The sequence below is a fragment of the Phytohabitans sp. LJ34 genome, assembly GCF_052068095.1.
GTDB lineage: Bacteria > Actinomycetota > Actinomycetes > Mycobacteriales > Micromonosporaceae > Phytohabitans.
Window position 1 is genome coordinate 494,916 of the sequence record NZ_JBQHDG010000002.1, and the last position, 22,373, is coordinate 517,288.

Below are 22,373 nucleotides of genomic sequence, written 5' to 3' on the forward strand. Positions count from 1 at the left end.
TCAGAGAGTCAACACCACTACGGGCACCGGACCGGACCGGTTCACGGGCATCCATCTCCTGTGTTGAGACAGCGCACGACCTGCGCCATCAGCGGCTCGGGCATGAGGTTGACGAAGAACGCGTGGTCGGTGCGCGGCGAGTTGCGCTGCGGCGGGAACGCGTCGATCGCGAAGCGGTCGCCGTCGGGCCGCGGGTACTCGACCGAGATCCGCAGCCGCGGGACGGCGAAGGTGCCCGCCGCGCAGGCGCCGTCGGCGGCCGGGAAGACGAGGTGGGCGCGGTGGTTGTCGCTGTCGAGCCGCCGCCCGTCCCAGCAGCTCGGAAAGTCGAAGACCCGCACCACCCGCTGGCCGCGGCCGCAGAGCGGGTAGCGGTCGGTGCGCCGCTCCGGGGTGCCGGAGCAGGTCCAGGCCCGGGTGGCCTGGCCGGCGGGCGTGGTGGCGGTGTTGGCGTCGCCGACCGCGCCGCGCAGGCGCCGCGGCATGGCGACGACCGGACCGGCCGGGCTGCCGAACGCGGTGAGTGTCACCGCGACCGGCTCCGCGATCTCGCCGTGGGCGCTCTCCCCGGCCCGCGCGCCGGTGCGCAGGACCGGCCAGTAGTACGTGGACCGGTCGCCGTTGGCGCAGCTGGTCGCCGCGCGCGCGAGTGTGTCGTCCGTCGAGTCCACATCGGTCGACAGGTTACCGACATATTCGTGTACGTGGTGGGACGGCCCGACAACACGCGGCGCGACCACCAGGTTCGCGGTGTTGCGGTGCCCTTCCTCGTTTCGCCCGCAGGACCACGTGTACGCGCGGGCGGCCGGCAGGGCGGGTGCGTAAGGCGCGTCGGCGATCTCGACGTAGTCGGCGCCGGGGCGAGGGGACATCCACTGTGGAACGACTAGCGCGGCGGCCACGAACACGAGCCCCACAGCCAGGGCGAGGAAAAACCACGTGAACCGGCCGGCTCCACCCGTCGTATTGGAGCCAACCAAATGAATCACCACACCGCGTCGCTTCCGCTGACTATGCCAGGCGTGGCGACCCACCGCAATGCCGCCGTATCTCGGCCGTCGTATCCCGCCTGAGGAGACAGTCCACATGAGAGCCCCCCGTGTCTTCGCCATGCTCGGCGGCCTGGTCGCCGCCGCCAGCCTCTCCGCCTGCGCCCTGTCCGCGCCGAAGGCCGAGCCGGTCTTCCAGGCCCCCACCGAACCCACCGCCAGCGCCGGCGCGGGTGCCGCCGCGGGCGGCGAGGCACCGGCCGGCATCGGCGGCCCGCAGGTGCTGCGCATCGCCCAGGTCGACGGCTTCTCGCCGCTCCTCGTGAACGGCAAGGGCCGCACGATCTACCGCTTCGACAACGACTCGAACGACCCGCCGACCACCACCTGTGTCGAGGCCTGCCTGAAGACGTGGCAGCCGGTCCTAGCCCCGAACGGCGTCGAGGTGGACGCCGGCCTCGAGGAGGACCTCGTCGGCACCGTGACCCGCCCGGACGGCGACGAGCAGCTCACGCTCAACGGCTGGCCGATGTACTACTTCCACGAGGACCTCAAGCTCGGCCAGACCGCCGGGCACGGCACCGGCAACGCCTGGTTCGCGATCTCGCCAAGCGGCGGCCGCGCGGAGAAGTCCGCCGACGGGCCGGCCCCGGCCAACAAGCCGCAGGTGCTGCGGGTCGCCGAGGTCGACGGCCTCACCCCGGCCGTCGTGGTCAACGCCAAGGGCCGCACGATCTACCGGTTCCAGAAGGACGACAACAACCCGCCGCGTACCGCCTGCGCCGGCGACTGCCTCAAGACCTGGCAGCCGGTGCTCGCCCCCAACGGCGTGCAGGTCGACGACGGCATCGACGAGGACCTGGTCGGCGCCATCACCCGGCCGGACGGCAGCAAGCAGCTGACGCTCAAGGGCTGGCCGCTGTACTACTTCCACAAGGACCTGAGCCTCGGCCAGATCGCCGGGCACGGCGTGAAGGACCAGTGGTTCGCGATCACCGCCGGCGGTGGCCGCGCGCAACGGGACTAGACGACCCACTCGGGGGGTACGCACGGGCCGGCGGCCGCCACCGCCGGCCCGTGCGTTGTCGCCGTCAGGGCAGCTCGGACTCCACGGCCTTGACCACCTCGGGGTCGTCGGGGGTGGTGCCGGGGCGGAAGCGCCGCACGACCTCACCCTCCGCGGAGACCAGGAACTTCTCGAAGTTCCACTGGATGTCGCCGGCCTCGCCGTCGCCGTCCGCCACGGCGGTCAATACGCCGTAGAGCGGATGCCGGCCCGGCCCGTTCACCTCGGACTTCTCCAGCAGCGGGAAGGTCACGCCGTAGGTGGTGGAGCAGAACTCGGCGATCTCGTCGGCGGTGCCCGGCTCCTGGCCGCCGAACTGGTTGCACGGCACGCCCAGCACGCTGAACCCGCGCGCGGCGTAGGTCTCGTGCAGCTGTTCCAGGGCGGCGTACTGCGGGGTGAGGCCGCACTTGGAGGCGACGTTCACGATCAGCAGCGCCCGGCCCCGGTAGTCCGCCAGCGAGGCGGGCTCCCCGGCCAGCGTGCGGACGGGGATGTCGTATATCGTCATGCGCTCAATCATGCCGGCGCCCGGATGGCGCGGCTGTGCCCGCCTCACTACCGGCGTGCCCGGCGATGGCCCGCCCCGTTAGCGGTGGGCCCGGCGCCAGCCGGCGAACGCCACCCCGAGCCCGGCCACGCCCAGCGCGGCGAGCCGGGCGGCGGTCCACCGCCGGTGGTGCCAGCCACCGTCCAGAGCGGACTCGTCGTCGCCCGGCGCGAAGACCGCGCCGGAGGTCGGCGCGGCCGGCTCGTCCCGGAAGGTGGTCCGGCCGGCGTATCCGCCCATGACCCGTTCGAGCAGGCCGGGCGCGAGCTTCCACTGCTGGGCGAGCAGCGCGCCCGCCCGGCCCGCGTGCGCCTCGCGGCGCGGGTGTTCGAGCAGCCGCACGAGCCGCCGGGCGGCCACGTCGGGCGCGTACACCGGCGGGATCGGCCCGACCCGCACGCCGGTGTGGTTGGCGGCGTGCCGGTACATCGGGGTGTCGATCGACGAGGGCAGCAGCACGCACACCGAGATCTGGCGGTCGCCGGCGAGCCGCAGCTCCTGCCGGACCGCGCCGGACAGCGCGCGCACGCCGTGCTTGGCCGTGGTGTAGCCGCTCAGGTACGGCACGGTCACCTCGCCGAGTACCGACGCGACGTTGACGATGACGCCGCCGCCGGTGGCCCGCAGGTGGGTGATCGCGGTGCGGGTGCCGTACGCGACGCCGAGCAGGTCGGTCTCGATCACCCGGCGGAACTCGTCGATCGGTTCGTCGGTGAACGTGCCGTACGCGGCGACCGAGGCGTTGTTGACCCAGGCGTCGAGCCGGCCGAACTCCTCGACCGCCCGCCGGCCCAGCGCCTCCACGGCCGCCGGGTCGGCGACGTCCACCGCCACCCCGATCGCCCGGCCGCCCCGCGCCTGGCAGGCGCTGACGACGTGGGCCGTGGCGCGCGGGCGTCGGGCCCCAACGACGACGGCCGCGCCGCGGCGGGCCAGGCGCAGCGCGGTGGCCGCGCCGATCCCGCCCGACCCGCCGGTGACGACCACGACGGAGTCCGCCAGGTCACGGATGAGAGGCACGCGGCCTCCCGGTCGCCGGGCGCGTGGAGCCGGTGTCGGCCAGCGAGCTGGGTGCGTCCGGGTTCGCGCCCTCGTGCACGCCGATGCCGAGCCGGTCGACGAGCTCGCCGCCGAACCAGGCGGCGGCGCCGCCGAGCGCGACCGCGATCACCTCGAGGGTGAAGGCGCCGCCGCCGGGCGCGTGGTTGGTGTTGTCCACCCGGACCAGCCACGAGATGGCGAACAGCACGAGCACGGCCGAGTTGAGCGCGCCGTGTATCCGGCCGACACGCTTGGCGCGGGTGCCGGACGGGATGCTGGTCCAGTCGGCGAAGCCGGTGAGCGCGGCGAGCACCGCGCCGATGATGCCGGCCGAGATCATCCAGAACCCGACCTCGGCGAACGTGCCGTTGTCGCTGATCAGGTGGATGAGGTCGAAGATCGTGCCGGTGACGAAGAGCCCGAGCGGAAACACCACCAGCATCTGATGCACCGGGTGCCCGAGGGCTCGCACGCGTGTCTGCACTGTTCCTCCTTACAGATTTTCGGCGCGCCGCTCGGCCAGGTCGGCCAGGCGGCGCAGCGACTCCCTGTTGCGGCGGTGCATGACCAGGTCGTTCACCTTCGTCCGGGCCCACCGCAGCGGACCGGCGCGAAAGTCCTCCGCCAGCCGCACCGTGGTGTGTCCCCGGTCCAGCTCGGTCAGCGTGATCACGACCTCGGCCTCGCCGAGAGGCCACATCCTGGGCCGCAGGTGCAGCAGGCGCGGCTCGTCGCTCGCGATGACGCTGGTGCTGTCGTGTACCGAGACCGGCCAGGGACCGGCCTTGTGGTGGATCTCGGCTCCGGGGGTGGGCCAACCGGCGTCGACGTCGCGGATATGGGCGGTGCCCACCACCCAGTCGCTGTACGACCACCCGTCGGCCAGGACGGCCCAGACCCGGTCGGGAGTCGCCGCCACGGTCCGTTCCACCACAGCCATGGGGTGTCGTTTCCCCGGCCGGGGGCGATTTATGCGCTGTGTCGCATGCGGGTACGGATCCGCACCACCGTGCCCGAGGGGCCGCTGTGGATCTCCATGCCGTCGGTCATCTGACCGGCGATCCACAGCCCCATCCCGCCGTCGCCGGACGGGACGGGCCGGTCGCGGCGCCCGATGTAGGGGTCGGCGGCGAAACCGGGACCGCTGTCCCGTACCTCGCAGAAGAGGTCGCCGTCCGCCCAGACCCGCAGCTCGCCGGCGCCGCCGCCGTGCCGCACGACGTTCGCCATCAGCTCGTTGACCGCGGTGACCCAGTCGCTGGCCTGCTCGGGCGGCAGGCCGCAGTCGTGCGCGAGGGTCTCCACCAGCATGCGGATGGCCGGGAGCCGCCCCGGGACGATCGCGACGGCGAGAAGCGACCGCGTGGGGGCCAGATGGCGATCCGGCGAGCGCCCCACCACCGTGGCCTCCCCCTCCGGGCTGTCCTTCCTGCGACATCGATCACTGCGTGGAGGAATGTACCCAGCTCTGTCCGACTGAACCCCGTCCGTTCGGCCGGCGGTGTGGTGACCGGGCGTCGCACCCGTCCCACGTACTACGCTTCACGCCGTGATCGAAGGGTTGGGGAGTGGCAGCGACGAGCGGCTGCGCCGGATCGAGGCGCTGACCGACACGTCCCTGTCCCAGCTCGACCCCGACGACCTGCTGGACGAGCTGCTCGACCGGGTGCGCGAGGTGCTGCGCACCGACACCGCCGCGCTGCTGCTCCTCGACCCGCACGCCCAGCAGCTTGTCGCGACGGCGGCCAAGGGGCTGGAGAAGGAGGTCCGGGAGGGCTTCCGGGTCTCGGTCGGGCGTGGCTTCGCCGGCCGGGTCGCCGCCGAAAAGCGCGTGGTGGCGCTGATCGACTTCCAGCCGGGCGAGGTCGTCAACCCCCTGTTGTTCGAGGCGGGGCTCCGGTCGCTGCTGGGCGTGCCGATGTTCGCGGCCGGCGAGGTGATCGGCGTGCTGCACGTCGGGTGCCGCGCGCCGCGCGAGTTCAGCCAGGACGACGTGCGGCTGCTCCAGCTCGCCGCCGACCGAGCCAGCGCGGCCGCCCAGGTGCGGGCGAGCACCATCGACCGCACCGCCGCGCTCGCCCTCCAGCGCAGCCTCCTGCCCACCCGCCCGGTCGAGGTGCCCGGCATCGAGACCGCCGCCCGGTACGTGCCGGGTCACGACGCGGGCGTGGGCGGCGACTGGTACGACGTGTTCACGCTGCCCAACGGGTGGCTCGGCGTGGTCATCGGCGACGTCTCCGGGCACGGCCTCGCCTCGGCGGTGGTGATGGGGCGGCTGCGCAGCGCGCTGCGGGCGTACAGCCTGGTCTGCGACGACCCGGGCGAGGCGCTCACCCTGCTCGACCGCAAGGTGCACCACTTCGAGGCCGGCAGCCTCGCCACCGTGCTGTACGCGATGGTCTCGCCGGACCACGAGACGGTCCGGATCTCGCTCGCCGGCCACCTGCGCCCGATCCTCGCGACACCGGGCGAGCCGGCGGTGGTCGCGGAGGTGCCGGTCGACCTGCCGCTCGGCCTCGGCGGCCGCCGCGCCCGGCGCCGGTACACCGAGGTGCCGCTGCCGCCCGGGTCGGTCCTGGTCTGCTACACGGACGGGCTCGTCGAGCGCCGTGACGAGGTGATCGACAAGGGCATCGAGCGTCTGCGCGCCGCCGTCCTGCCCGGCCCGGCGGAGGTGGTGTGCGCCACCGTTATGGCCAGCCTGGCCGAGGAGCGCCCCGGCGACGACATCGCCCTGCTCGCCATCCGCCGCGCCGCCTCCCAGGAAACGTCCAGAGACCGGACGTAGCTTCGCTGGCGTGTCCACCCCGAAGGTCGCCGGCGCCCATAAACGGCGAAAAGCCCCGCTCTGGGCCAGGCTGACCGTCATCGTCGGCGCGGTGCTCATGGTGACGAGCGGCGCGGTGGTCGTCGGCGCCCGCCTGCTGATCTCCCACGTCACCGGCGACATCGCCCAGACGACGCTCATCGACGGCGCGGCCGGTGCCGCCGCCGCCGCGAAGGGCAACGACATCAAGGGCCCGGTCAACCTGCTGCTCGTCGGCCTCGACGAGCGTGAGGGCGGCGACGAGGAGGGTGCCCGGTCGGACACGATCATCATCCTGCACATCCCGGAGAGCCACGACCAGGCCTACCTCGTCTCGATCCCCCGCGACACCCGGGTGCGGATCCCGCCGTACGCGAAGAGCGGCTACCCCGGCGGCACGGCCAAGATCAACGCCGCGTTCGACGCCGGATACGAGGGTCCTGGCACCGAGCTGGAAAAGCGCGCCCGCGGCTTCGACCTGCTCGCCAAGACGATCAACTCGCTCACCGGCATCACGTTCAACGGCGCGGCGATCATCGACTTCACCGGCTTCGAGGCCGTGGTCGACGAGCTGGGCGGCGTCGACATGTGCGTCGACACCCGCGCCGAGTCGATCCACATCGGCGTGACGAAGGACGGCAAGCTGGTCCGCGGCTGGTACAAGGAGGGCGTCGGCATCCAGGGCCTCCCGCCCGGTGCCAAGCCGATGGTCTACGAAAAGGGCTGCCGCCGGATGAACGCGATCGAGGCGCTCGACTACGCCCGCATCCGCAAGAGCCTGCCCGACGGCGACTACGGCCGGCAGCGCCACCAGCAGCAGCTGCTCAAGGCGATCGCGAAGGAGGCCACCAGCACCGGCGTGCTGACCGACCCCCTCAAGCTCAACCGGGTGCTCGAGGCCGCCGGCAAGGCGTTCGTCCTGGACACCCAGGGTGTGCCCGTCGAGGACTTCCTGTTCACGTTCCGTAGCCTCTCCGCCAACGACCTCGCCCTCGTCAAGACCAACGGCGGCAAGTTCGCCTCGGAGACGATCGGTGGGCAGGCCTACGAGACGCTGACCCCGGAGACCATGCGCATGTTCGCCGCGGTCCGCGACGGCACGCTGCCCGAGTTCCTGATGGCCAACCCCGCGTTCCTGGCCCCCAGTTCGTAACGCAGCCCCAGCTCTTGACACGTCTTTGAAGCCGGCGCCGCCTAGGCTGGCCGGCGTGACAGCTTTCACGGGGCCGGTCTTCAGGCCGGGAGACGACGGATACGACGACGAGCGGGCGGGTTTCAACCTGACCGTCGACCACCATCCGGAGCTTGTCGTGGGCGCGACCGGCCCGGACGACGTGATCGCCGCGGTCGACTACGCCACGACGCGCGGCCTGGCGGTGGCCGTGCTGACGACCGGGCACGGGCCCGCGCTGCCCGCCGACGGCCAGGTGCTGGTCAACACCCGCCGCATGGACGAGGTCCGCGTCGACCCGGCGGCCCGCACGGCCCACGTTGGCGGCGGGGTGCGCTGGCAGCAGGTCCTACCGCGCACGGCACCGCACGGCCTGGCCCCGCTCAACGGCTCCAGCCCGAACGTCGGCGTGGTCGGCTACACCCTCGGCGGCGGCGTCGGACCGCTCGGCCGGTCGTACGGCTACGCCGCCGACCGGGTGCGGCGGGTCGACATGGTCACCGCCGACGGCCGGCTGCGCCAGGTCACGGCCGACAGCGAGCCGGAGCTGTTCTGGGCGGTACGCGGCGGCAAGGGCAACTTCGGCGTGGTCGTCGGCCTGGAGTTCGAGCTGGTGCCCGTCGCCCGGCTGTACGGCGGCGCCCTCTTCTTCCCGGCCGAGGCGGCGGCGGACGTGCTGCACGCCTGGGCCCGGTGGGCGCCGACCGTGCCGGAGGAGATGTCCTCCTCGGTGCTGATGCTCCAGTTCCCGCCGCTCCCCCAGATCCCCGAGCCGATCCGCGGCCGGTACATCGCCTGCGTGCGGTTCGCCCACACCGGCACCGCCGAGGAGGGCGAACGCCTGGTGCGGCCCCTGCGCGACGCCGGGCGGCCGATCCTGGACACGCTGGGCGAGCTGCCCTACGCCCAGGTCGGGACGATCTACAACGACCCCACCGAGCCGGCGCCGGCGTACGACTCGAACAGCTCCCTGCACACCCTCGACGAGGCCGCCGTCGACGCGATCCTGTCCCAGGTGGGCCCGGAGGCCGGCTCCCCGCTGGTCATGGAGCTGCGCCAGCTCGGCGGCGCGTACACCCGCGCGCCGGCGATCCCGAGCGCGGTGGGCGGCCGCGACGCCGCGTACGCGCTCTTCGCCGCGGCGCTGCTGCGGCCCGGGCAGGAGGACGCGGTACGCGGCGCGCACGACGCGCTGCACGAGGCGCTGAGCCCGTGGGCCACCGGCGGCTCGACGTTCAACTTCGCCGGCGTCCACGACGCCGCCCCGGAGCGGGTCAGGCGGGCCTTCACGCCCGCCGACTACACGCGCCTCGCGAAGGCCAAGGCCGTCTACGACCCGGACAACGTGTTCCGGATCAACCACAACATCCCGCCCGGTTGATCTTTTCGCCGCTTCTCCGCGTACCCACCGTCAGGAACAGGGGCGGGGATGTGGATGAGCGAGGAACGCGGGCGGCCCGGGGCGTTCGAACTGCTGCCGTGGGTGCCGTCGGTGCTCGGTGTGCTCGTCATGCTCGGGCTGCTCGGCTTCGCCGTGGTCAACCTCCGCCCGTCCGGCGGCGACCTGGCCGCCACGCCCGCGGCTCCGCCGCCGTCCTCCACACCGCCGTTCCTCGCCGGTCCGGCCGAGCCGGAGCCGCCCCCCAACGGCGGGGCGGCGACCGCCCAGACGCCACGGCCGTCGCCGTCACCCTCGCCGCCGACGACCACCCAGGCGCCGCCGCCACCGCCGCTGGTCGGGCGGTTCGTGGTCGTCGACACGTTCAAGGACTCGTTCATCGGTGAGGTGCGGGTGACCAACACCTCGAAGACCGCGCGCGGCTGGACCGTCCGGCTGCGCTTCGGGTCGAGCGTCGGTGGCCTGCGCACGTTCTGGGTCGAGCGGGCGCCACGGCCCACGCTCGAGCGCTCCGGCGACCTGCTCACCTTCACCAGCGGGGCGCCGATCGCCGCCGGCAAGGCGGCCCAACTGCGGTTTCAGCTCGACCGCGACGGCTCCGGCGTCAAACCGTCAGCCTGCTCGGTGAACGGCAGCCCCTGCCTCTGACCGCGGCAACGTGTCCACCGCGTCGCACGGGTCCGGCCTGGGCTCGATGTCGCGAAGGTCGCACGCCACCCGCCGCAGCAGGTGGCGGAGCGCCTGCCGCTCGGTCGGCTCCAGCCCGGCCAGCAGGGTGTCCTCCGCCGCGCGGACCCGCCGCTCCAGATCGGTGTACAGGCCGACACCCGCGTCGGTCGCGACGATCTTGCGCTGGCGGCGGTCGGCGGGGTTGAGCCGCCGCTCGACGAGGCCGGCCGCGACGAGGTCGTCGATCAGGTAGGTCATCACGGTGCGGTCGATGCCCAGATGGGTGGCGAGCGCGAGCTGGCTCGGCTGGTCTCCGTGCACCACGGCGGCGAGCGTCTGGTAGCCGCGCGGACCGTGCGGAACCTCGCCGAGCACCGTGACGACCGAGCTCTGGTAGGCGCTGAGCAGCACTCCCAGGTGCCACCCGAAGTCGCCGTGGTAGGCCGGTCGCGCGCTCGTCATGACGGGAATCATACCGGCCAACACGCGGTTGCCACTATCATCTGTTACGAATACGATCTGCGTCACCACTCATTTGCCCTAGCGGGAGCCCCTACCGATGAACTACGGACATCCGCTCGAGTTCGGCACCTTCGTCACCCCCACCGGCGCGGGCGCGGTGGCGCTCGCCCAGCGCGGCGAGGCTCTCGGCTACGACCTCGTGACGTTCCAGGACCACCCCTACCAGCCGGCCTTCCTCGACACCTGGACGCTGATGTCGTGGGTCGCCGGCCGCACCGAGCGGATCCACATCGCGGCCAACGTCCTCAACGTGCCGCTGCGGCAGCCGGCCGTGCTCGCGCGCGCCGCCGCCAGCCTCGACCTGCTCTCCGGCGGCCGGCTCGACCTCGCGCTCGGCGCGGGAGCGTTCTGGGACGCGATCGAGGCGATGGGCGGCCGGCGGCTCGCGCCCGGCGCGGCGGTCGAGGCGCTCGAAGAGGCGATCGACGTCGTCCGCGGCATCCTCGACGCCGGCGAGCCCGGCCCGCTGCGCTACGCCGGCGCGCACTACCGCCTCCTCGGTGCCGAGCGCGGGCCGCTGCCCCGCCACCACATCCCGATCTGGCTGGGCGCCCGCCGGCGGCGGATGCTGCGGCTGATCGGCCGCAAGGCGGACGGCTGGCTGCCCTCGCTCGGCTACCTGAAGCCCGGCGAGTTCCGCGCCGGTAACAAGATCATCGACGAGGCGGCGGCCGAGGCGGGCCGCGACCCGGCGGAGATCCGCCGCCTGGTCAACATCGCCGGCCGGTTCACCGACCGGCGCGAGTCCTTCCTCCAGGGGCCGCCGCACGCCTGGGTCGACGACCTGCTCCCGCTCGCGGTCGAAGACGGCGTCGGCACGTTCATCCTCATGTCCGACGACGCCGGCACCATGGAGCGCTTCGCGCGCGAGGTCGCGCCGGCGCTGCGCGAGGCGGTCGACCGGGAGCTGCCGGCGCCCCTTCCCACCGGCGCGGCCCGGAGCGGCGCGGTGCGCGCCAAGCGGCGTGCCGGCATCGACTACGACGGCGTGCCACGGTCGCTGGCCGAGACGGCCGTCGAGCCGGGCGACATCGACTACGGCCGGGTGCGGTCCAACTACATGCGCGGCGGCGCCCCCGGCATCGTGCTGCGCCCGCGGAGCACCGCCGAGGTCGCCGACGCGCTCGCGTACGCCCGGCGCCACCCCGACCTGCCGATGGGCGTACGCAGCGGCGGTCACGGCATCAGCGGCCGCTCCACCAACGACGGCGGCATCGTCGTCGACCTCGGCGCCCTCGACGCGATCGAGGTGCTCGACGAGGCCACCCGGCGGGTGCGGGTCGGGCCGGGCGCGCGGTGGAAGCGGGTGGCCGCCGCCCTGGAGCCGTACGGGTGGGCGCTCAGCTCCGGCGACTACGGCGGCGTCGGCGTGGGCGGCCTCGCCACGGCCGGCGGCATCGGCTTCCTCGGCCGCAAGCACGGCCTGACCATCGACCATCTGCGCGCGGTCGAGATGGTGCTCGCCGACGGCTCGGTCGTCCGGGCCAGCGACCCGGAAAACCCCGACCTGTTCTGGGCCGTCCGTGGCGCCGGCGCCAACTTCGGCATCGTCACCGCGTTCGAGTTCGAGGTCGACGAGGTAGGCGACGTCGGCTTCGCCCAGCTCGGCTTCGTCGCCGCCGACATCGCGGGCTTCCTGCGCAGCTTCGGCGAGGCGGCCTCCACCGCACCGCGCGACACGACCGCGTTCCTGGTGGTGGGCCCGCCGCGGCGCGGCCAGCCGGCCACCGGCCAGCTGTACGGTGTGGTCGACTCCGCCGATCCCGACACCGTGCTCGACCAGCTCCAGCCGTTCGCGCGGATGGCTCCCATGTTCCAGCAGCAGGTGGTGATCGCGCCCTACGCCGCGGTGATGGGCATGGCCCCCGACGCCGAGCACCACGGGCAGGGTGAGCCGGTCTCCCGGTCCGCGTTCATCCGCGAGGTGACGCCGGCGTTCGCCGCGGCGGCGGAGCGGCTGCTGCGGAGCGGCGTCGTGTACTTCTTCCAGCTGCGCACCGTCGGCGGCGCGGTCGCCGACGTCGACCCGGAGGCGACCGCGTACGCGCACCGCGACGCCGGCTTCTCGGTGATCGCGATGGGCGTCGACCGGCAGCGCCTCGACAAGCTGTGGGACGGGCTAGGCGAGCACTTCGACGGCCTCTACCTGAGCTTCGAGACCGACCCCCGGCCGGAGCGCCTCGCCGACGCGTTCCCGCCCCGGACGCTGCGCCGCCTCCGGGAGCTGAAGGGGCGCTACGACCCCGACAACGTCTTCCGCGACAACTTCAACATCCGCCCGCTCCGGGACGGGGAGGCATCATGAGCCAGGACCTGCTCTTCGGCACGTTCGTCACGCCGACCAACCAGCCGCCGACGCGGGCCGTCGACCTGGCGGTCGTCAGCGACCGGGCCGGCCTCGACCTCGTGACGTTCCAGGACCACCCGTACCAGCCGCGCTTCCACGACACGTGGACGCTGATGTCCTATGTGGCCTCCCGCACCAGCCGGATCCGGATCACCGGCAACGTCCTCAACCTGCCGCTGCGGCAGCCGGCCGTGCTCGCGCGCAGCGCCGCCAGCCTCGACCTGCTCAGCGGCGGGCGGGTGGAGCTCGGCATCGGCGCGGGCGGCTTCTGGGACGCGATCGAGGCGATGGGCGGCCGCCGGCTGACCCCCGGCCAGGCGGTGGACGCTCTCGGCGAGGCGATCGCGATCATCCGCGAGATCTGGGACCCCGACCGGCCCGGCCCGGTGAAGGTCGACGGCGAGTACTACCGGGTTCACGGCGCCAAGCGCGGCCCCAAGCCGGCGCACGACATCGGGATCTGGGTCGGCGCGTACAAGCCGCGGATGCTGCGGCTGATCGGCCGCTCGGCGGACGGGTGGCTGCCCTCGCTCGGCTACCTGTCCGGCGGGCCGGCCGACCTCGCCGAGATGAACAAGCACATCGACGGCGCCGCGGTCGCCGCCGGCCGCGACCCGGCACTGATCCGGCGGCTGGTGAACGTCGGCGGCCAGTTCGCGCCGACCGGCAAAAGCTTCCTCAACGGCCCCGCCGAGCAGTGGGCCGAAGACCTGGCCGGGCTCACCCTGGAGTACGGCGTCACCGGCTTCGTCGTGGCGAGCGACGACGCGTACACGATCGAGACCTTCGCCGCGGAGGTCGCACCAGCAACGCGCGAGTTGGTCGCGGCCGAGCGCGGATAGATTGGGCGCATGACGACACCCCGGCGGCAGCCACCGGCCCAGCACGTGCTCACGGTGGAGCGCACCGAGTGGCTGACACCCCACCTGGTCCGGGTGGTCGCCGGGGGTGAGTCGCTCGCCGGGTTCACCGACAACGGGCACACCGACGCGTACGTGAAGCTGCTCTTCGTCGACCCCGCGCTCGGCGTCGAGCCGCCCTACGACGTGGCCGCGCTCCGGGCCGCCGGGCACGCGCCGGTCGTGCGCACCTACACCGTGCGCTGGGTCGACCGGGCCGCCCGCCGGCTCGCGATCGACTTCGTGACGCACGGCGACACCGGCGTGGCGGCGGTCTGGGCCGCCCAGGCCGGGCCCGGCGACCGCCTCGTGCTGTCCGGCCCCGGCGGCGGGTACGCGCCCGACCCGGCCGCCGCCTGGCACCTGTTTGCCGGCGACCTGTCCGCGGTGCCGGCCATCGCGGCGGCCCTGGAGGCGCTGCCGGCGGACGCCCGCGGCGTGGCGTACCTCGAGGTCGCCGACCCGGGCGACGCCCTGGAGCTGAAGCACCCCGACCAGGTCGCGGTCCACTGGCTCGTCAACACCGACGAGGGCGACGTCGCCTTCCTGGCCCGCGCGCTCGACGGCGCCGACTGGGCCGGCGGGGCGCAGGTCTTCGTCCACGGCGAGCGCGAGAGCGTCAAGGCCATGCGCGCCGTGCTGCGCGACCGGGACGTACCGCGCGAATCGATCTCGATCTCCGGCTACTGGGCCCGGGGCCGCACCGAAGACGTCTTCCAGGCGGAGAAGCGCGAGCCGATCGGGCGCATAGACTGACGCGCATCCGTTGCCGTACCGGTGGTTGACATGCCCTCTTCGGGTACATACGTTGACCTAGATATTTAACGCAAAGTTTCCGATAGCCGCTCCGGAAGACGTGCGGCCGACCGCTCGTGCATTCGTCGCGCGCCGGTCCGCACACCTCAGAGGTATCGATTTCCCGCGGGCATCCGCGCGACGACCACGGAGGTAAGCGTGGCAAACAGTTCGATGTCCCGGCGGCACTTCCTCAACCTGGCGGCGGGCGCCGGCGCGGGGATGGCGCTAGCCGCGTGCGGCAGCTCGGGACCGGGTACGAGCGGGAGTGGCGGCGGCGAGGCCAGCTACTGGTTCCTCACGGCCGCGCCCGGCGAGCAGATCCGCACCCGCGCCGTCGAGCGCTTCAACAAGGCGAACCCCGACTCCCAGATCAAGCACAACGCGTTCGAAAACGACGCGTACAAGACGAAGATCCGCACCGCGATCGGCGCCGGCCAGGCGCCGACCATCATCTGGGGCTGGGGCGGCGGCGGCCTGAAGAGCTGGGTGGAGGCCGGCGCGGTCGACGACCTGACCGACTGGTTCGGCCAGAACGCGGCGGTGAAGGACCGGCTGTTCCCCTCCTCTTTCGGCGCCGCGACGGTCAACGGCAAGATCTACGCCATGCCGTGCGAGACGGTCGAGCCGATCGTGCTGTTCTACGACAAGCGGGCGTTCGACAAGATCAAAGCCGAGCCGCCGCAGTCGTGGGGCGACATCATGGCCCTCGTGCCCAAGTTCAACGCCGCGGGGATCGCGCCGTTCTCGCTCGCCGGGCAGTCCCGGTGGACCAACATGATGTGGCTGGAGTTCCTCTTCGACCGCATCGGCGGCCCCGAGGTGTTCCAGGCGGTCTTCGACGGCCAGAAGGACGCCTGGTCCCACCCGGCCGCCCTGGACGCGCTCACGAAGGTGCAGGAGCTGGTCAAGGCCAACGGGTTCATCAAGGGCTTCTCCTCCGTCGTCGCCGACGCCAACGCCGACCAGGCGCTGCTCACCACCGGCAAGGCCGCGATGATGGTGCACGGCACCTGGACGTACGGCTCGATGGCCGAGGAGGGTGGCGACTTCGTCTCCGGCGGCAACCTCGGGTACATGAACTTCCCGCCGGTCGAGGGCGGCAAGGGCGACCCGAGCAACACGGTCGGCAACCCCGCGCAGTACCTGTCGATCTCCTCGAAGGCCACGGCCGAGCAGAAGGAGACCGCCAAGAAGTTCTTCTCCACGGCGGTGCTCTCCGACGAGGAGCAGACCGAGTGGCTCGACACCGGTGGCGTGCCGATCGTCAAGGGCGCAGAAACCAAGATGTCCGGTGCGAAGGACCCCGAGTTCCTCAAGTTCATCTACGACACGGCGAGCAACGCGAAGGTCTTCGGGCAGTCCTGGGACCAGGCGCTGAGCCCGACCGCCGCGGAGACGCTGCTCGACAACATCGCCAAGCTCTTCCAGCTGTCGATCTCCCCGCAGCAGTACGTCGACAACATGAACCAGGCCATCGGCAAATGACCGGACTCGCTCCGCCTGCCGTCCGGGTGCGGGCGGCACCAAGCCCGGCCGGCGGGCGTGGCGGGTCACTCTGGTGGATGGCGCTGCCGGCGCTGGCCATCTTCGTCGCGTTCGGCATCGTCCCGCTGGTCGGCGTGCTGGTGCTCAGCTTCACCGAGTGGGACGGCATCGGCGCGATCCACCCCGCCGGCTTCGACAGCTGGCGCGCGGTGCTCACCGATCCGGGGCTGCCGCACGCGCTCTGGGTGACGTTCCTGGTGATGGCGCTCTCCTGGGCGTTCCAGACGCCGGCGAGCCTGCTGATCGGCGTGTTCCTCGCCGGTCGCCAGCGCTACCGCGAGCTCCTCGCCGTGCTCTACTTCATCCCGCTGCTGCTCAGCTCGGCGGCGCTCGCCATCACATACAAGGCGCTGCTCGACCCCAACTTCGGCCTCGGCGCCGGGCTCGGCGTCCCGCTCCTCGCGCAAGACTGGCTGGGCCGCGGCAACCTCGCGCTCGGCGTCGTGGTGTTCGTGGTGTCGTGGCAGTTCATCCCGTTTCACGCGCTGATCTACCAGGGCGGCGTGCGGCAGATCCCGGTCACCCTCTACGAGGCGGCGCAGATCGACGGGGCCGGCCGCCTGCGGCAGTTCTTCAGCATCACACTCCCCCAGCTCAAGTACACGATCATCACCTCGTCGACGCTGATGGTCGTCGGGTCGCTGACCTTCTTCGACCTCATCTTCGTGCTCACCGAGGGCGGCCCCGGCGACGCCACCCGCGTGCTCGCCCTCGACATGTACAAACGGGGTTTCCAGGCCAACCTCATGGGCCCGGCCAGCGCGATCGCGGTGATCCTCGTGCTCGTCGGCCTCGCGCTGGCGCTGCTGCTGCGCCGGCTCGGCGGCCGCGACGCCAGCACCAGCCAGATGGAAGGTATGTGACATGTCGACGACACTGTCGACCGAGCGCGGCGCGGGCGTCGACGCGCCGCCCGAGCAGCCACCGACCCGCGCCGGCGGCGCCTGGCGCCGCAACTGGCTGGGCGGTGCCGCCGGCTGGTTCTGGCTCGTCGTCGTGGTGGTGCCGATCTACTGGATCGTCATCACCAGCCTCAAGTCGCGCACCACCTACTACGCCCAGAACCCGCTGGCCCCACCGACCGACCCCACGCTGGAAAACTACCGCTCGGTCATCGAGTCGGACTTCGCCCGCTACTTCTTCAACAGCGTCGTGGTCACGCTCGGCTCGGTGGTGCCCGCCGTGCTCGTCTCGTTCATGGCCGCGTACGCCATCGTCCGCGGCTCCGCCGCCAACCGCTTTCTCCGCTCGGTCAACGTGCTCTTCCTGATGGGGCTGGCCATCCCGCTGCAAGCCACCATCATCCCGGTCTACCTCATCATCATCCGGCTGCACATGTACGACAGCCTGCTCGCCATCATCCTGCCGTCCATCGCGTTCGCCGTGCCCTTGTCGGTGCTGGTCCTGGCCAACTTCATCCGCGACGTACCCAAGGAGCTCTTCGAGTCGATGCGCATGGACGGCGCCACCGAGTGGCGCACGCTGTGGTCGCTCGCCTTCCCGCTGACCAGGCCCGCGCTGGTCACCGTCTCCATCTACAACGGACTGTCCATCTGGAACGGCTTCCTGCTGCCGCTGATCCTCACCCAGAGCCCGGACCAGCGCACGCTGCCGCTGGCCCTCTGGACCTTCCAGGGCGAGTACGGCGTGAACGTCCCCGCCGTCCTCGCCTCCGTGGTCCTGGCCACCCTCCCGATCGTCGTCCTCTACGCCCTGGGCCGCCGCCAACTCCTCAGTGGACTGACGGTCGGCTTCGGCCGCTGACGACCCGGATTCCAGATAGAGATTTGAGCTACCGCGGCGTCCGCCGTGGTCCAGACCGTCGCTCCCGCGGCCGCACCCGTCCGCCGTTGGTGGCGCTCACCCCGGTACTGCGCCCGAAAAGATCGTGGCATCCCTTGATCGATATCCGACTCGCCCGCCCGTTAACAGATCGTGGTATCGAACAGCCCCTCCAGCGGCAGGAAAGTACCACGATCCGTTCGCGCGGCGACCGATCTCCCGCCGATCAAGGCAATCGCCGCGGCGCCGTCCCCGACAAAGGCGTTCACCCGATCGAGAGACTCCTAGATCTCAAGTCCTGACCCCCGGGGCTGGTTACGCTGCGTCAGGGTGGCGGAGGTGGGGGTTGTGCCTGCTCGCGAAGACCCCTCGGGGCTTGTGGCGCGGACCTGGCAGCGGAGGCCGGGGATCTCGGCGAGCGCTGCGAGCCGCCGGCCGCAGCGGTCTCCGGCGGGAGCGACGGTCCGCCGCTGACGCGAGTCCGGGAGACCCGGTCCGAGGAAACCCCGACTCGACCTCGGCCGCCCGAGAACAGCGGTACCCCCGCGGGGGTACGGGGGCTGACCCCGTGGGAGCGACGTGCCGGGGCGGCGCGGTTCCTAGCCTTCGCGTCATGACCACCGTCTATCGCGTCGTCGGGTTCGTGATCGCTGGCGGGCTGGCGCTCGCGCTCGGGTTTCTGGCCGTCCGTCCTGAGGGGACATTCGAGGTGCCGGCCGGGGCGCGGGCCGGCGGGTGGACGGCGGAGCCGTGCACGTACGACACCGAGGCCGGTGGGCTCGCCGCCGACTGCGGCACGCTCGTGGTGCTGGAAAACCGGCGCGACCCGGCTTCGGACCTGATCGCGCTGCCGGTGGTGCGGATCCGGGCCACCGGCGGCGGTGCCGCGGGCGAGCCGATCTTCCGGCTCAACGGCGGGCCGGGCGCGACCAACCTGGAGTTTCCGCAGGCGAGCCGGCTGACCGCGGGCCACGACGTGGTACTGGTCGGCTACCGGGGCGTCGACGGGTCGCGGCGGCTGGACTGCCCGGAGGTGGCCTCGGCGTTGCGCCGCACGGCCGACCTGGGCGGTACGGGCGCGCGGCGGGCGGGTGTCGACGCGTTCGCCGCGTGCGCCACGCGGTTGACCGGCGACGGGATCGACGTGACCGGCTACTCGATCCCGCAGCGGGTCGACGACCTGGAGGCGGCCCGCGTCGCGCTCGGCTACCGGAGGATCAACCTGCTCAGCACGAGCGCCGGCACCCGCACCGCGATGATCTACTCCTGGCGGCATCCCGCGTCGCTGCACCGCTCGGCGATGATCGGGGTGAACCCGCCGGGCCACTTCCTCTGGGATCCGGAGATCACCGATCGGCAGTTCGGCCGGTACACCGAGCTGTGCCGGCAGGACGCCGGGTGCGCGGCCCGGACCGGCGACCTGGCCGCCACGATCCGGAAGACCGCCGACGGCGTGCCCGGCCGGTGGGGTCCGCTGGTGGTCAAGGAGGGCAACGTCCGGATCGCCGGGATGTACGGCATGTTCCACAGCACCGGCGCCTCCGCGCCGCTCTACGGACCGGCCATCGTGGACGCGTTCCTCGCCGCCGACGGCGGTGACGCCGCCGGCCTGTGGGCGATGTCCACATTGGCCGATCTCGTCATACCGGGTTCGTTCGTATGGGGCGAGTTCGCCTCGTTCGGCATGATCGACGCCGATGCCGCCCGGCGCTACTACGCCGCCGGCGGCGACCACGGCTCGATCCTGCGCAACACCGCCGCCGACCTGCTGTGGGGCGGACCGGACGGCTTCCACACCGTGTGGCCCGCGGCGCCGGACACCGGCGAGTACCAGACCGTGCGGCCCTCGGCGGTCGAGACCCTCCTGGTCAGCGGCACGGTCGACTTCACCACGCCGGCGGAGCTGGCCGACGAGCTGCTCCCGTCGCTGTCCAACGGGCGCCACGTCACGCTCGCCGAGCTCGGCCACACCGGCGACGTCTGGGCCCGGACCGAGGCGAGCCAGCGGCTACTGACCGCGTTCTTCGACCGGGGCGAGGTGGACGACTCCCTGTTCCAGCGGCGGCCGGTCGACTTCGAGGTGGGTGCCGTCACGATGCCGGCGATCGCCCGGATCCTGCTCGGCGCCGTCCTGGCCGGCGCGCTGCTCGCCCTGCTGCTGCTCGCCGGGATGGCGCTGCGGGTACGCGGCCGCGGCGGCTTCGGGCCCCGGGCCGGCGTCTGGCTCCGGTTCCTCACCCCGCTGCCACTCGGCTTCGGCGGCTGGTGCCTGGCGGTCCTCGGCATCTGGGCGCTGTGGCCCCGCGTGTTCGTCGGCGACGCGCTTGTGGCGATCCCCTCGGTCGGCCTGGCCGTCGGCGTCGGCACCTACCTGGCCTGGGTGCGCCGCGACCGCCCGCGACGGCTTGGCTTCGCGGTGGCGCTCGCCGGCTCGCTGCTCGGCGCGGCGCTCGGGTTCGCCGCGGCGGCCGACCTGCTCGCGCTGCTGACGACGATCGCCGGGGCCGCCGCGGTCGCCAACCTCGCCCTGCTCCTGCTGGCCATCCCGAAGGCGGCCCGGGTGCCGGACCGGCTTCCCGGCGCCGCGCCGACCGCGACGCTACGGGCGTGAGCGGGCGGGGCGATCCACCAACGGAAATGGTTAGGGACCCTTACCGGCAGAAATTCCCGCAATAATGTCGAGAACAAATTTCGACCGGCGGCCGCGTCGCAAACAATAAGCGAATGTACGCGTAAGATATGGGTCAACCTGAGATAACCCGCAAACACTCAGGGACGCCGTAAGCCCTCCTCTAATACTCGTAAATGAGTATTGAGGAGGGCTTACCCGGGTCAGGCCCGCACGGACATCTGCTGCACTCCCCAGGCGTTGCCGTCCGGGTCGCTGAAGAAGACGAAGCCGACGTTGTCGAGCGGATCGGGTTGGGGCCGCGGGTTTTCGCCCACCACCTGGATCTCGCTCACCTCGACACCCCGCTCGACGAGCTGGGCACGGGCCTTGTGCAGGTCGGCGACGACGAGCTGGAGGCCCTTCAGCGAGCCGGGCGGCATGTCGGGCACCGCGCCCTTGCCGATGACGACCGAGCAGCCGGAGCCGGGCGGGGTCAGCTGCACGATGCGTACGTCGTCGCCGATGACCGTGTCGTGGTCGACGTGGAAACCGAGCTTGTCGGCGTAGAACGCCTTCGACCGGTCCACATCGGACACCGGCACGACGACGACCTCAAGAGTCCAGTTCATCGCTCATTTCCTCCGTGAGTAGCACATCGAGGCGGTCGAAGCTCTCTCCGACGCCGCGGGTCATGGGATAGCGGAGCACGCGGTCGCGCCCCTCCGCCGTCGCGTACAGCAAGGTGGTGGTCAGCTCGGTGCGACCGGACCGCTCCGCGAACTCGTGGGTTATCACGGTCTCGCCGGGATACGACTGGTCGTCGAACATCTCGGTGAGCACCAGCCGGGCGTGCGGCTCGACCGCCCGGTAGACGCCGGCCTGCGCCATCCGCTCGCCGCCCGGCCCCGCCGAGACGAACCGGTAGGCGCCGCCCACGCGCAGGTCGACGTCGCAGGAGACGAGATGCCAGCCGCGCGCGCCGTACCACCGGGTGAGCAGCTCCGGCCGGGTGAACGCGGCGAAGACGAGCCGCGGCGGCGCGTCGAACGAGCGGGTCATCACGATCGCCCGGTCGGACGGGGTGGATACGACGACGGTCGGACTCCCGCTCATCCGTCCTCCCCCAGCTCGGCCAGCAGCGCGTCGAGCCGCTGGTAGCTCTCCTCCCAGTAGTCGCGGTAGGCCTCCAGCCAGTCGACCGCCGCCTTGAGCGGGCGCGCCTCCAGCCGGCACGGGCGGCGCTGCGCGTCGCGCCCGCGGGAGACAAGACCGGCCCGCTCCAGCACCTTGAGGTGCTTGGAGATCGCCGGCTGGCTCATGTGGAACGGCGCGGCCAGCTCGGTGACCGTCGCCTCGCCCGCCGCGAGCCGGGTCAGGATCGCCCGCCGGGTCGGGTCGGCCAGGGCCGCGAACGTCGCGTCCAGCAGATCAGTCGCCATTGATAACCTCTTGGTTTCATAACCTTCTGGTTTTCTACCGCCACCTCGTCGCGATGTCAAGTGATCCGGGGTACGCCGGCGCGCGTACTGATCGCGTGAACGGCGCAGCCGTGTACGTCTTCGGGGTGGTATCGGCAGACCACCCCGGTCACGCGGCCGACCTGGTCGGCCTTGGCGGGCCCGACGCCGCCGTGTGGCGGGTGCCCGCGGGAGCTACGTCCGGCGTGGTCGCCGCCGCGCCCGGCTGGCTCCGGGCCCGGCCGCGCGACCTGCTCGCGCACCAGCTCGTGCTCGACTGCCTCTGGCAGGGCGGGCCGGTGCTGCCGGCACGGTACGGGATCGTCGCGCCGGACGAGGAGACGCTCCGCGCCGGACTGCGGCGGTTGGCCCTGCGCCACTTGGAGGCACTCGCCCAGGTGGCCGGCCGGGTGGAGATAGATGTGGGGGTCCACCCGGTGGCCGGGGCCGGTGGCGTGTTCGAGGCGCTGCGGCCACTCGCCGTGCGCACGTTGGGCGGGCGGTTCCGGGTCGAGGATGGCCGCTGTTCTTTCTTGGTCGAAGAGGACACAGTGGACACGTTTCTCTTCCGGGTGGCGACGCTCGACCGCGCGCAGGCGGGCCGCGGCCACATCCGCGCCGCCGGCCCCGTCCCGCCGTACGCGTTCGTCGAGCCGATCGGCGAACTCGCGGGTCTGGCCAGCGCGAGCGATCCACTGCTCGACCGGTCCGGCTGACGGGC

Annotated in this window: 23 protein-coding genes; 13 read left to right on the forward strand and 10 right to left on the reverse strand. The window is 72.3% G+C overall.

Annotation, left to right across the window (positions count from 1 at the left end):
* Window positions 1-41: 41 nt before the first annotated feature.
* Complete coding sequence (locus ACTMTJ_RS05300; protein WP_441214918.1) at window positions 42-917, reverse strand: DUF1996 domain-containing protein; 876 nt, start codon at window positions 915-917, stop codon at window positions 42-44.
* A gap of 169 nt (window positions 918-1,086) precedes the next feature.
* Here ACTMTJ_RS05300 and ACTMTJ_RS05305 point away from each other — a divergent pair, with 169 nt between their 5' ends.
* Window positions 1,087-2,016 carry a hypothetical protein gene (locus ACTMTJ_RS05305; RefSeq protein WP_441214919.1) on the forward strand — a complete coding sequence of 310 codons (930 nt, stop codon included), beginning with the start codon at window positions 1,087-1,089 and terminating at the stop codon, window positions 2,014-2,016.
* Window positions 2,017-2,080: 64 nt separating this feature from the next.
* On the opposite strand, the gene ACTMTJ_RS05310 is transcribed toward ACTMTJ_RS05305, so the two are convergent.
* The 5 genes from ACTMTJ_RS05310 to ACTMTJ_RS05330 all read right to left on the reverse strand — a co-directional run bounded on the left by ACTMTJ_RS05310 (window position 2,081) and on the right by ACTMTJ_RS05330 (window position 5,047).
* Window positions 2,081-2,566, reverse strand: a complete 486-nt coding sequence (locus ACTMTJ_RS05310) for a glutathione peroxidase (RefSeq protein ID WP_441214920.1) — start codon at window positions 2,564-2,566, stop codon at window positions 2,081-2,083.
* Window positions 2,567-2,644: 78 nt separating this feature from the next.
* The gene (locus ACTMTJ_RS05315; RefSeq protein WP_441214921.1) at window positions 2,645-3,625 is read right to left on the reverse strand and encodes an SDR family NAD(P)-dependent oxidoreductase; all 981 of its coding nucleotides are present in this window, start codon (window positions 3,623-3,625) and stop codon (window positions 2,645-2,647) included.
* Window positions 3,609-4,130 (reverse strand): DUF2231 domain-containing protein, encoded by a 522-nt coding sequence (locus tag ACTMTJ_RS05320; RefSeq protein WP_441214922.1) that lies wholly within the window; start codon window positions 4,128-4,130, stop codon window positions 3,609-3,611. Before ACTMTJ_RS05320 ends, ACTMTJ_RS05315 begins: the two co-directional genes overlap by 17 nt.
* Window positions 4,131-4,139: 9 nt before the next feature.
* Window positions 4,140-4,586, reverse strand: coding sequence for an SRPBCC family protein (locus ACTMTJ_RS05325; RefSeq protein WP_441214923.1), 447 nt, complete (start codon window positions 4,584-4,586; stop codon window positions 4,140-4,142).
* 29 nt (window positions 4,587-4,615) lie between these two features.
* Window positions 4,616-5,047, reverse strand: coding sequence for an ATP-binding protein (locus ACTMTJ_RS05330; protein WP_441214924.1), 432 nt, complete (start codon window positions 5,045-5,047; stop codon window positions 4,616-4,618).
* Between the two features lie 148 nt (window positions 5,048-5,195).
* Between ACTMTJ_RS05330 and ACTMTJ_RS05335 the strand changes: the two genes are divergently transcribed.
* From ACTMTJ_RS05335 to ACTMTJ_RS05350, 4 genes are read left to right on the forward strand one after another with little or no spacing between them, the layout of a single operon-like run.
* Window positions 5,196-6,434, forward strand: coding sequence for a PP2C family protein-serine/threonine phosphatase (locus ACTMTJ_RS05335; RefSeq protein ID WP_441214925.1), 1,239 nt, complete (start codon window positions 5,196-5,198; stop codon window positions 6,432-6,434).
* A 10-nt stretch (window positions 6,435-6,444) separates the two neighbouring features.
* Complete coding sequence (locus tag ACTMTJ_RS05340; protein WP_441214926.1) at window positions 6,445-7,605, forward strand: LCP family protein; 1,161 nt, start codon at window positions 6,445-6,447, stop codon at window positions 7,603-7,605.
* A gap of 55 nt (window positions 7,606-7,660) precedes the next feature.
* Window positions 7,661-9,004, forward strand: a complete 1,344-nt coding sequence (locus ACTMTJ_RS05345; RefSeq protein ID WP_441214927.1) for an FAD-binding oxidoreductase — start codon at window positions 7,661-7,663, stop codon at window positions 9,002-9,004.
* Between the two features lie 54 nt (window positions 9,005-9,058).
* Window positions 9,059-9,670 carry a cellulose binding domain-containing protein gene (locus ACTMTJ_RS05350; RefSeq protein ID WP_441214928.1) on the forward strand — a complete coding sequence of 204 codons (612 nt, stop codon included), beginning with the start codon at window positions 9,059-9,061 and terminating at the stop codon, window positions 9,668-9,670.
* Here the strand turns inward: ACTMTJ_RS05350 and ACTMTJ_RS05355 are convergent.
* On the reverse strand, window positions 9,635-10,153 hold the full coding sequence (locus ACTMTJ_RS05355; RefSeq protein WP_441214929.1) for a MarR family winged helix-turn-helix transcriptional regulator: 519 nt from the start codon (window positions 10,151-10,153) through the stop codon (window positions 9,635-9,637). The genes ACTMTJ_RS05350 and ACTMTJ_RS05355 overlap by 36 nt on opposite strands.
* Window positions 10,154-10,250: 97 nt before the next feature.
* Here ACTMTJ_RS05355 and ACTMTJ_RS05360 point away from each other — a divergent pair, with 97 nt between their 5' ends.
* The 7 genes from ACTMTJ_RS05360 to ACTMTJ_RS05390 all read left to right on the forward strand — a co-directional run bounded on the left by ACTMTJ_RS05360 (window position 10,251) and on the right by ACTMTJ_RS05390 (window position 20,195).
* Window positions 10,251-12,518: an LLM class flavin-dependent oxidoreductase gene (locus ACTMTJ_RS05360; protein WP_441214930.1), complete on the forward strand. Its 2,268-nt coding sequence runs from the start codon at window positions 10,251-10,253 to the stop codon at window positions 12,516-12,518.
* Entirely contained in the window at window positions 12,515-13,402 is an 888-nt protein-coding gene (locus ACTMTJ_RS05365) for an LLM class flavin-dependent oxidoreductase (RefSeq protein WP_441214931.1), read from the forward strand. Before ACTMTJ_RS05360 ends, ACTMTJ_RS05365 begins: the two co-directional genes overlap by 4 nt.
* Before the next feature lie 9 nt (window positions 13,403-13,411).
* Window positions 13,412-14,215, forward strand: a complete 804-nt coding sequence (locus ACTMTJ_RS05370; protein WP_441214932.1) for a siderophore-interacting protein — start codon at window positions 13,412-13,414, stop codon at window positions 14,213-14,215.
* A gap of 198 nt (window positions 14,216-14,413) precedes the next feature.
* Window positions 14,414-15,742 carry an extracellular solute-binding protein gene (locus ACTMTJ_RS05375; RefSeq protein WP_441214933.1) on the forward strand — a complete coding sequence of 443 codons (1,329 nt, stop codon included), beginning with the start codon at window positions 14,414-14,416 and terminating at the stop codon, window positions 15,740-15,742.
* Window positions 15,739-16,665, forward strand: a complete 927-nt coding sequence (locus ACTMTJ_RS05380) for a carbohydrate ABC transporter permease (RefSeq protein WP_441214934.1) — start codon at window positions 15,739-15,741, stop codon at window positions 16,663-16,665. Before ACTMTJ_RS05375 ends, ACTMTJ_RS05380 begins: the two co-directional genes overlap by 4 nt.
* Before the next feature lies 1 nt (window position 16,666).
* Complete coding sequence (locus ACTMTJ_RS05385) at window positions 16,667-17,566, forward strand: carbohydrate ABC transporter permease (RefSeq protein ID WP_441214935.1); 900 nt, start codon at window positions 16,667-16,669, stop codon at window positions 17,564-17,566.
* A gap of 631 nt (window positions 17,567-18,197) precedes the next feature.
* Window positions 18,198-20,195, forward strand: a complete 1,998-nt coding sequence (locus tag ACTMTJ_RS05390) for an alpha/beta fold hydrolase (protein ID WP_441214936.1) — start codon at window positions 18,198-18,200, stop codon at window positions 20,193-20,195.
* 221 nt (window positions 20,196-20,416) lie between these two features.
* Here ACTMTJ_RS05390 and ACTMTJ_RS05395 read toward each other — a convergent pair whose 3' ends face one another.
* Genes ACTMTJ_RS05395 through ACTMTJ_RS05405 form a run of 3 tightly spaced genes read right to left on the reverse strand, consistent with a single transcriptional unit; the run spans window position 20,417 to window position 21,634 of the window.
* Window positions 20,417-20,824, reverse strand: coding sequence for a VOC family protein (locus ACTMTJ_RS05395; protein ID WP_441214937.1), 408 nt, complete (start codon window positions 20,822-20,824; stop codon window positions 20,417-20,419).
* Window positions 20,808-21,308: an SRPBCC family protein gene (locus tag ACTMTJ_RS05400; protein ID WP_441214938.1), complete on the reverse strand. Its 501-nt coding sequence runs from the start codon at window positions 21,306-21,308 to the stop codon at window positions 20,808-20,810. The genes ACTMTJ_RS05395 and ACTMTJ_RS05400 overlap by 17 nt, the downstream gene beginning before the upstream one ends.
* A complete protein-coding gene (locus ACTMTJ_RS05405) occupies window positions 21,305-21,634 on the reverse strand; it encodes an ArsR/SmtB family transcription factor (RefSeq protein WP_441214939.1) in 330 nt (109 codons plus the stop codon). The genes ACTMTJ_RS05400 and ACTMTJ_RS05405 overlap by 4 nt, the downstream gene beginning before the upstream one ends.
* 95 nt (window positions 21,635-21,729) lie before the next feature.
* On the opposite strand from ACTMTJ_RS05405, the gene ACTMTJ_RS05410 reads away from it, so the two are divergent.
* Window positions 21,730-22,368 (forward strand): GvpL/GvpF family gas vesicle protein, encoded by a 639-nt coding sequence (locus ACTMTJ_RS05410; protein WP_441214940.1) that lies wholly within the window; start codon window positions 21,730-21,732, stop codon window positions 22,366-22,368.
* Window positions 22,369-22,373: the final 5 nt, after the last annotated feature.

Excerpts from the sequence above, each read along its gene's own strand:
- ACTMTJ_RS05405 (WP_441214939.1), bottom strand. The coding sequence starts at position 21,634 with ATGGCGACTGATCTGCTGGACGCGACGTTCGCGGCCCTGGCCGACCCG.
- ACTMTJ_RS05385 (WP_441214935.1), top strand. The coding sequence starts at position 16,667 with ATGTCGACGACACTGTCGACCGAGCGCGGCGCGGGCGTCGACGCGCCG.
- ACTMTJ_RS05360 (WP_441214930.1), top strand. The coding sequence starts at position 10,251 with ATGAACTACGGACATCCGCTCGAGTTCGGCACCTTCGTCACCCCCACC.
- ACTMTJ_RS05365 (WP_441214931.1), top strand. The coding sequence starts at position 12,515 with ATGAGCCAGGACCTGCTCTTCGGCACGTTCGTCACGCCGACCAACCAG.
- ACTMTJ_RS05325 (WP_441214923.1), bottom strand. The coding sequence starts at position 4,586 with ATGGCTGTGGTGGAACGGACCGTGGCGGCGACTCCCGACCGGGTCTGG.
- ACTMTJ_RS05305 (WP_441214919.1), top strand. The coding sequence starts at position 1,087 with ATGAGAGCCCCCCGTGTCTTCGCCATGCTCGGCGGCCTGGTCGCCGCC.
- ACTMTJ_RS05390 (WP_441214936.1), top strand. The coding sequence starts at position 18,198 with ATGACCACCGTCTATCGCGTCGTCGGGTTCGTGATCGCTGGCGGGCTG.
- ACTMTJ_RS05310 (WP_441214920.1), bottom strand. The coding sequence starts at position 2,566 with ATGACGATATACGACATCCCCGTCCGCACGCTGGCCGGGGAGCCCGCC.
- ACTMTJ_RS05370 (WP_441214932.1), top strand. The coding sequence starts at position 13,412 with ATGACGACACCCCGGCGGCAGCCACCGGCCCAGCACGTGCTCACGGTG.
- ACTMTJ_RS05380 (WP_441214934.1), top strand. The coding sequence starts at position 15,739 with ATGACCGGACTCGCTCCGCCTGCCGTCCGGGTGCGGGCGGCACCAAGC.
- ACTMTJ_RS05400 (WP_441214938.1), bottom strand. The coding sequence starts at position 21,308 with ATGAGCGGGAGTCCGACCGTCGTCGTATCCACCCCGTCCGACCGGGCG.
- ACTMTJ_RS05350 (WP_441214928.1), top strand. The coding sequence starts at position 9,059 with ATGAGCGAGGAACGCGGGCGGCCCGGGGCGTTCGAACTGCTGCCGTGG.
- ACTMTJ_RS05395 (WP_441214937.1), bottom strand. The coding sequence starts at position 20,824 with ATGAACTGGACTCTTGAGGTCGTCGTCGTGCCGGTGTCCGATGTGGAC.
- ACTMTJ_RS05355 (WP_441214929.1), bottom strand. The coding sequence starts at position 10,153 with ATGACGAGCGCGCGACCGGCCTACCACGGCGACTTCGGGTGGCACCTG.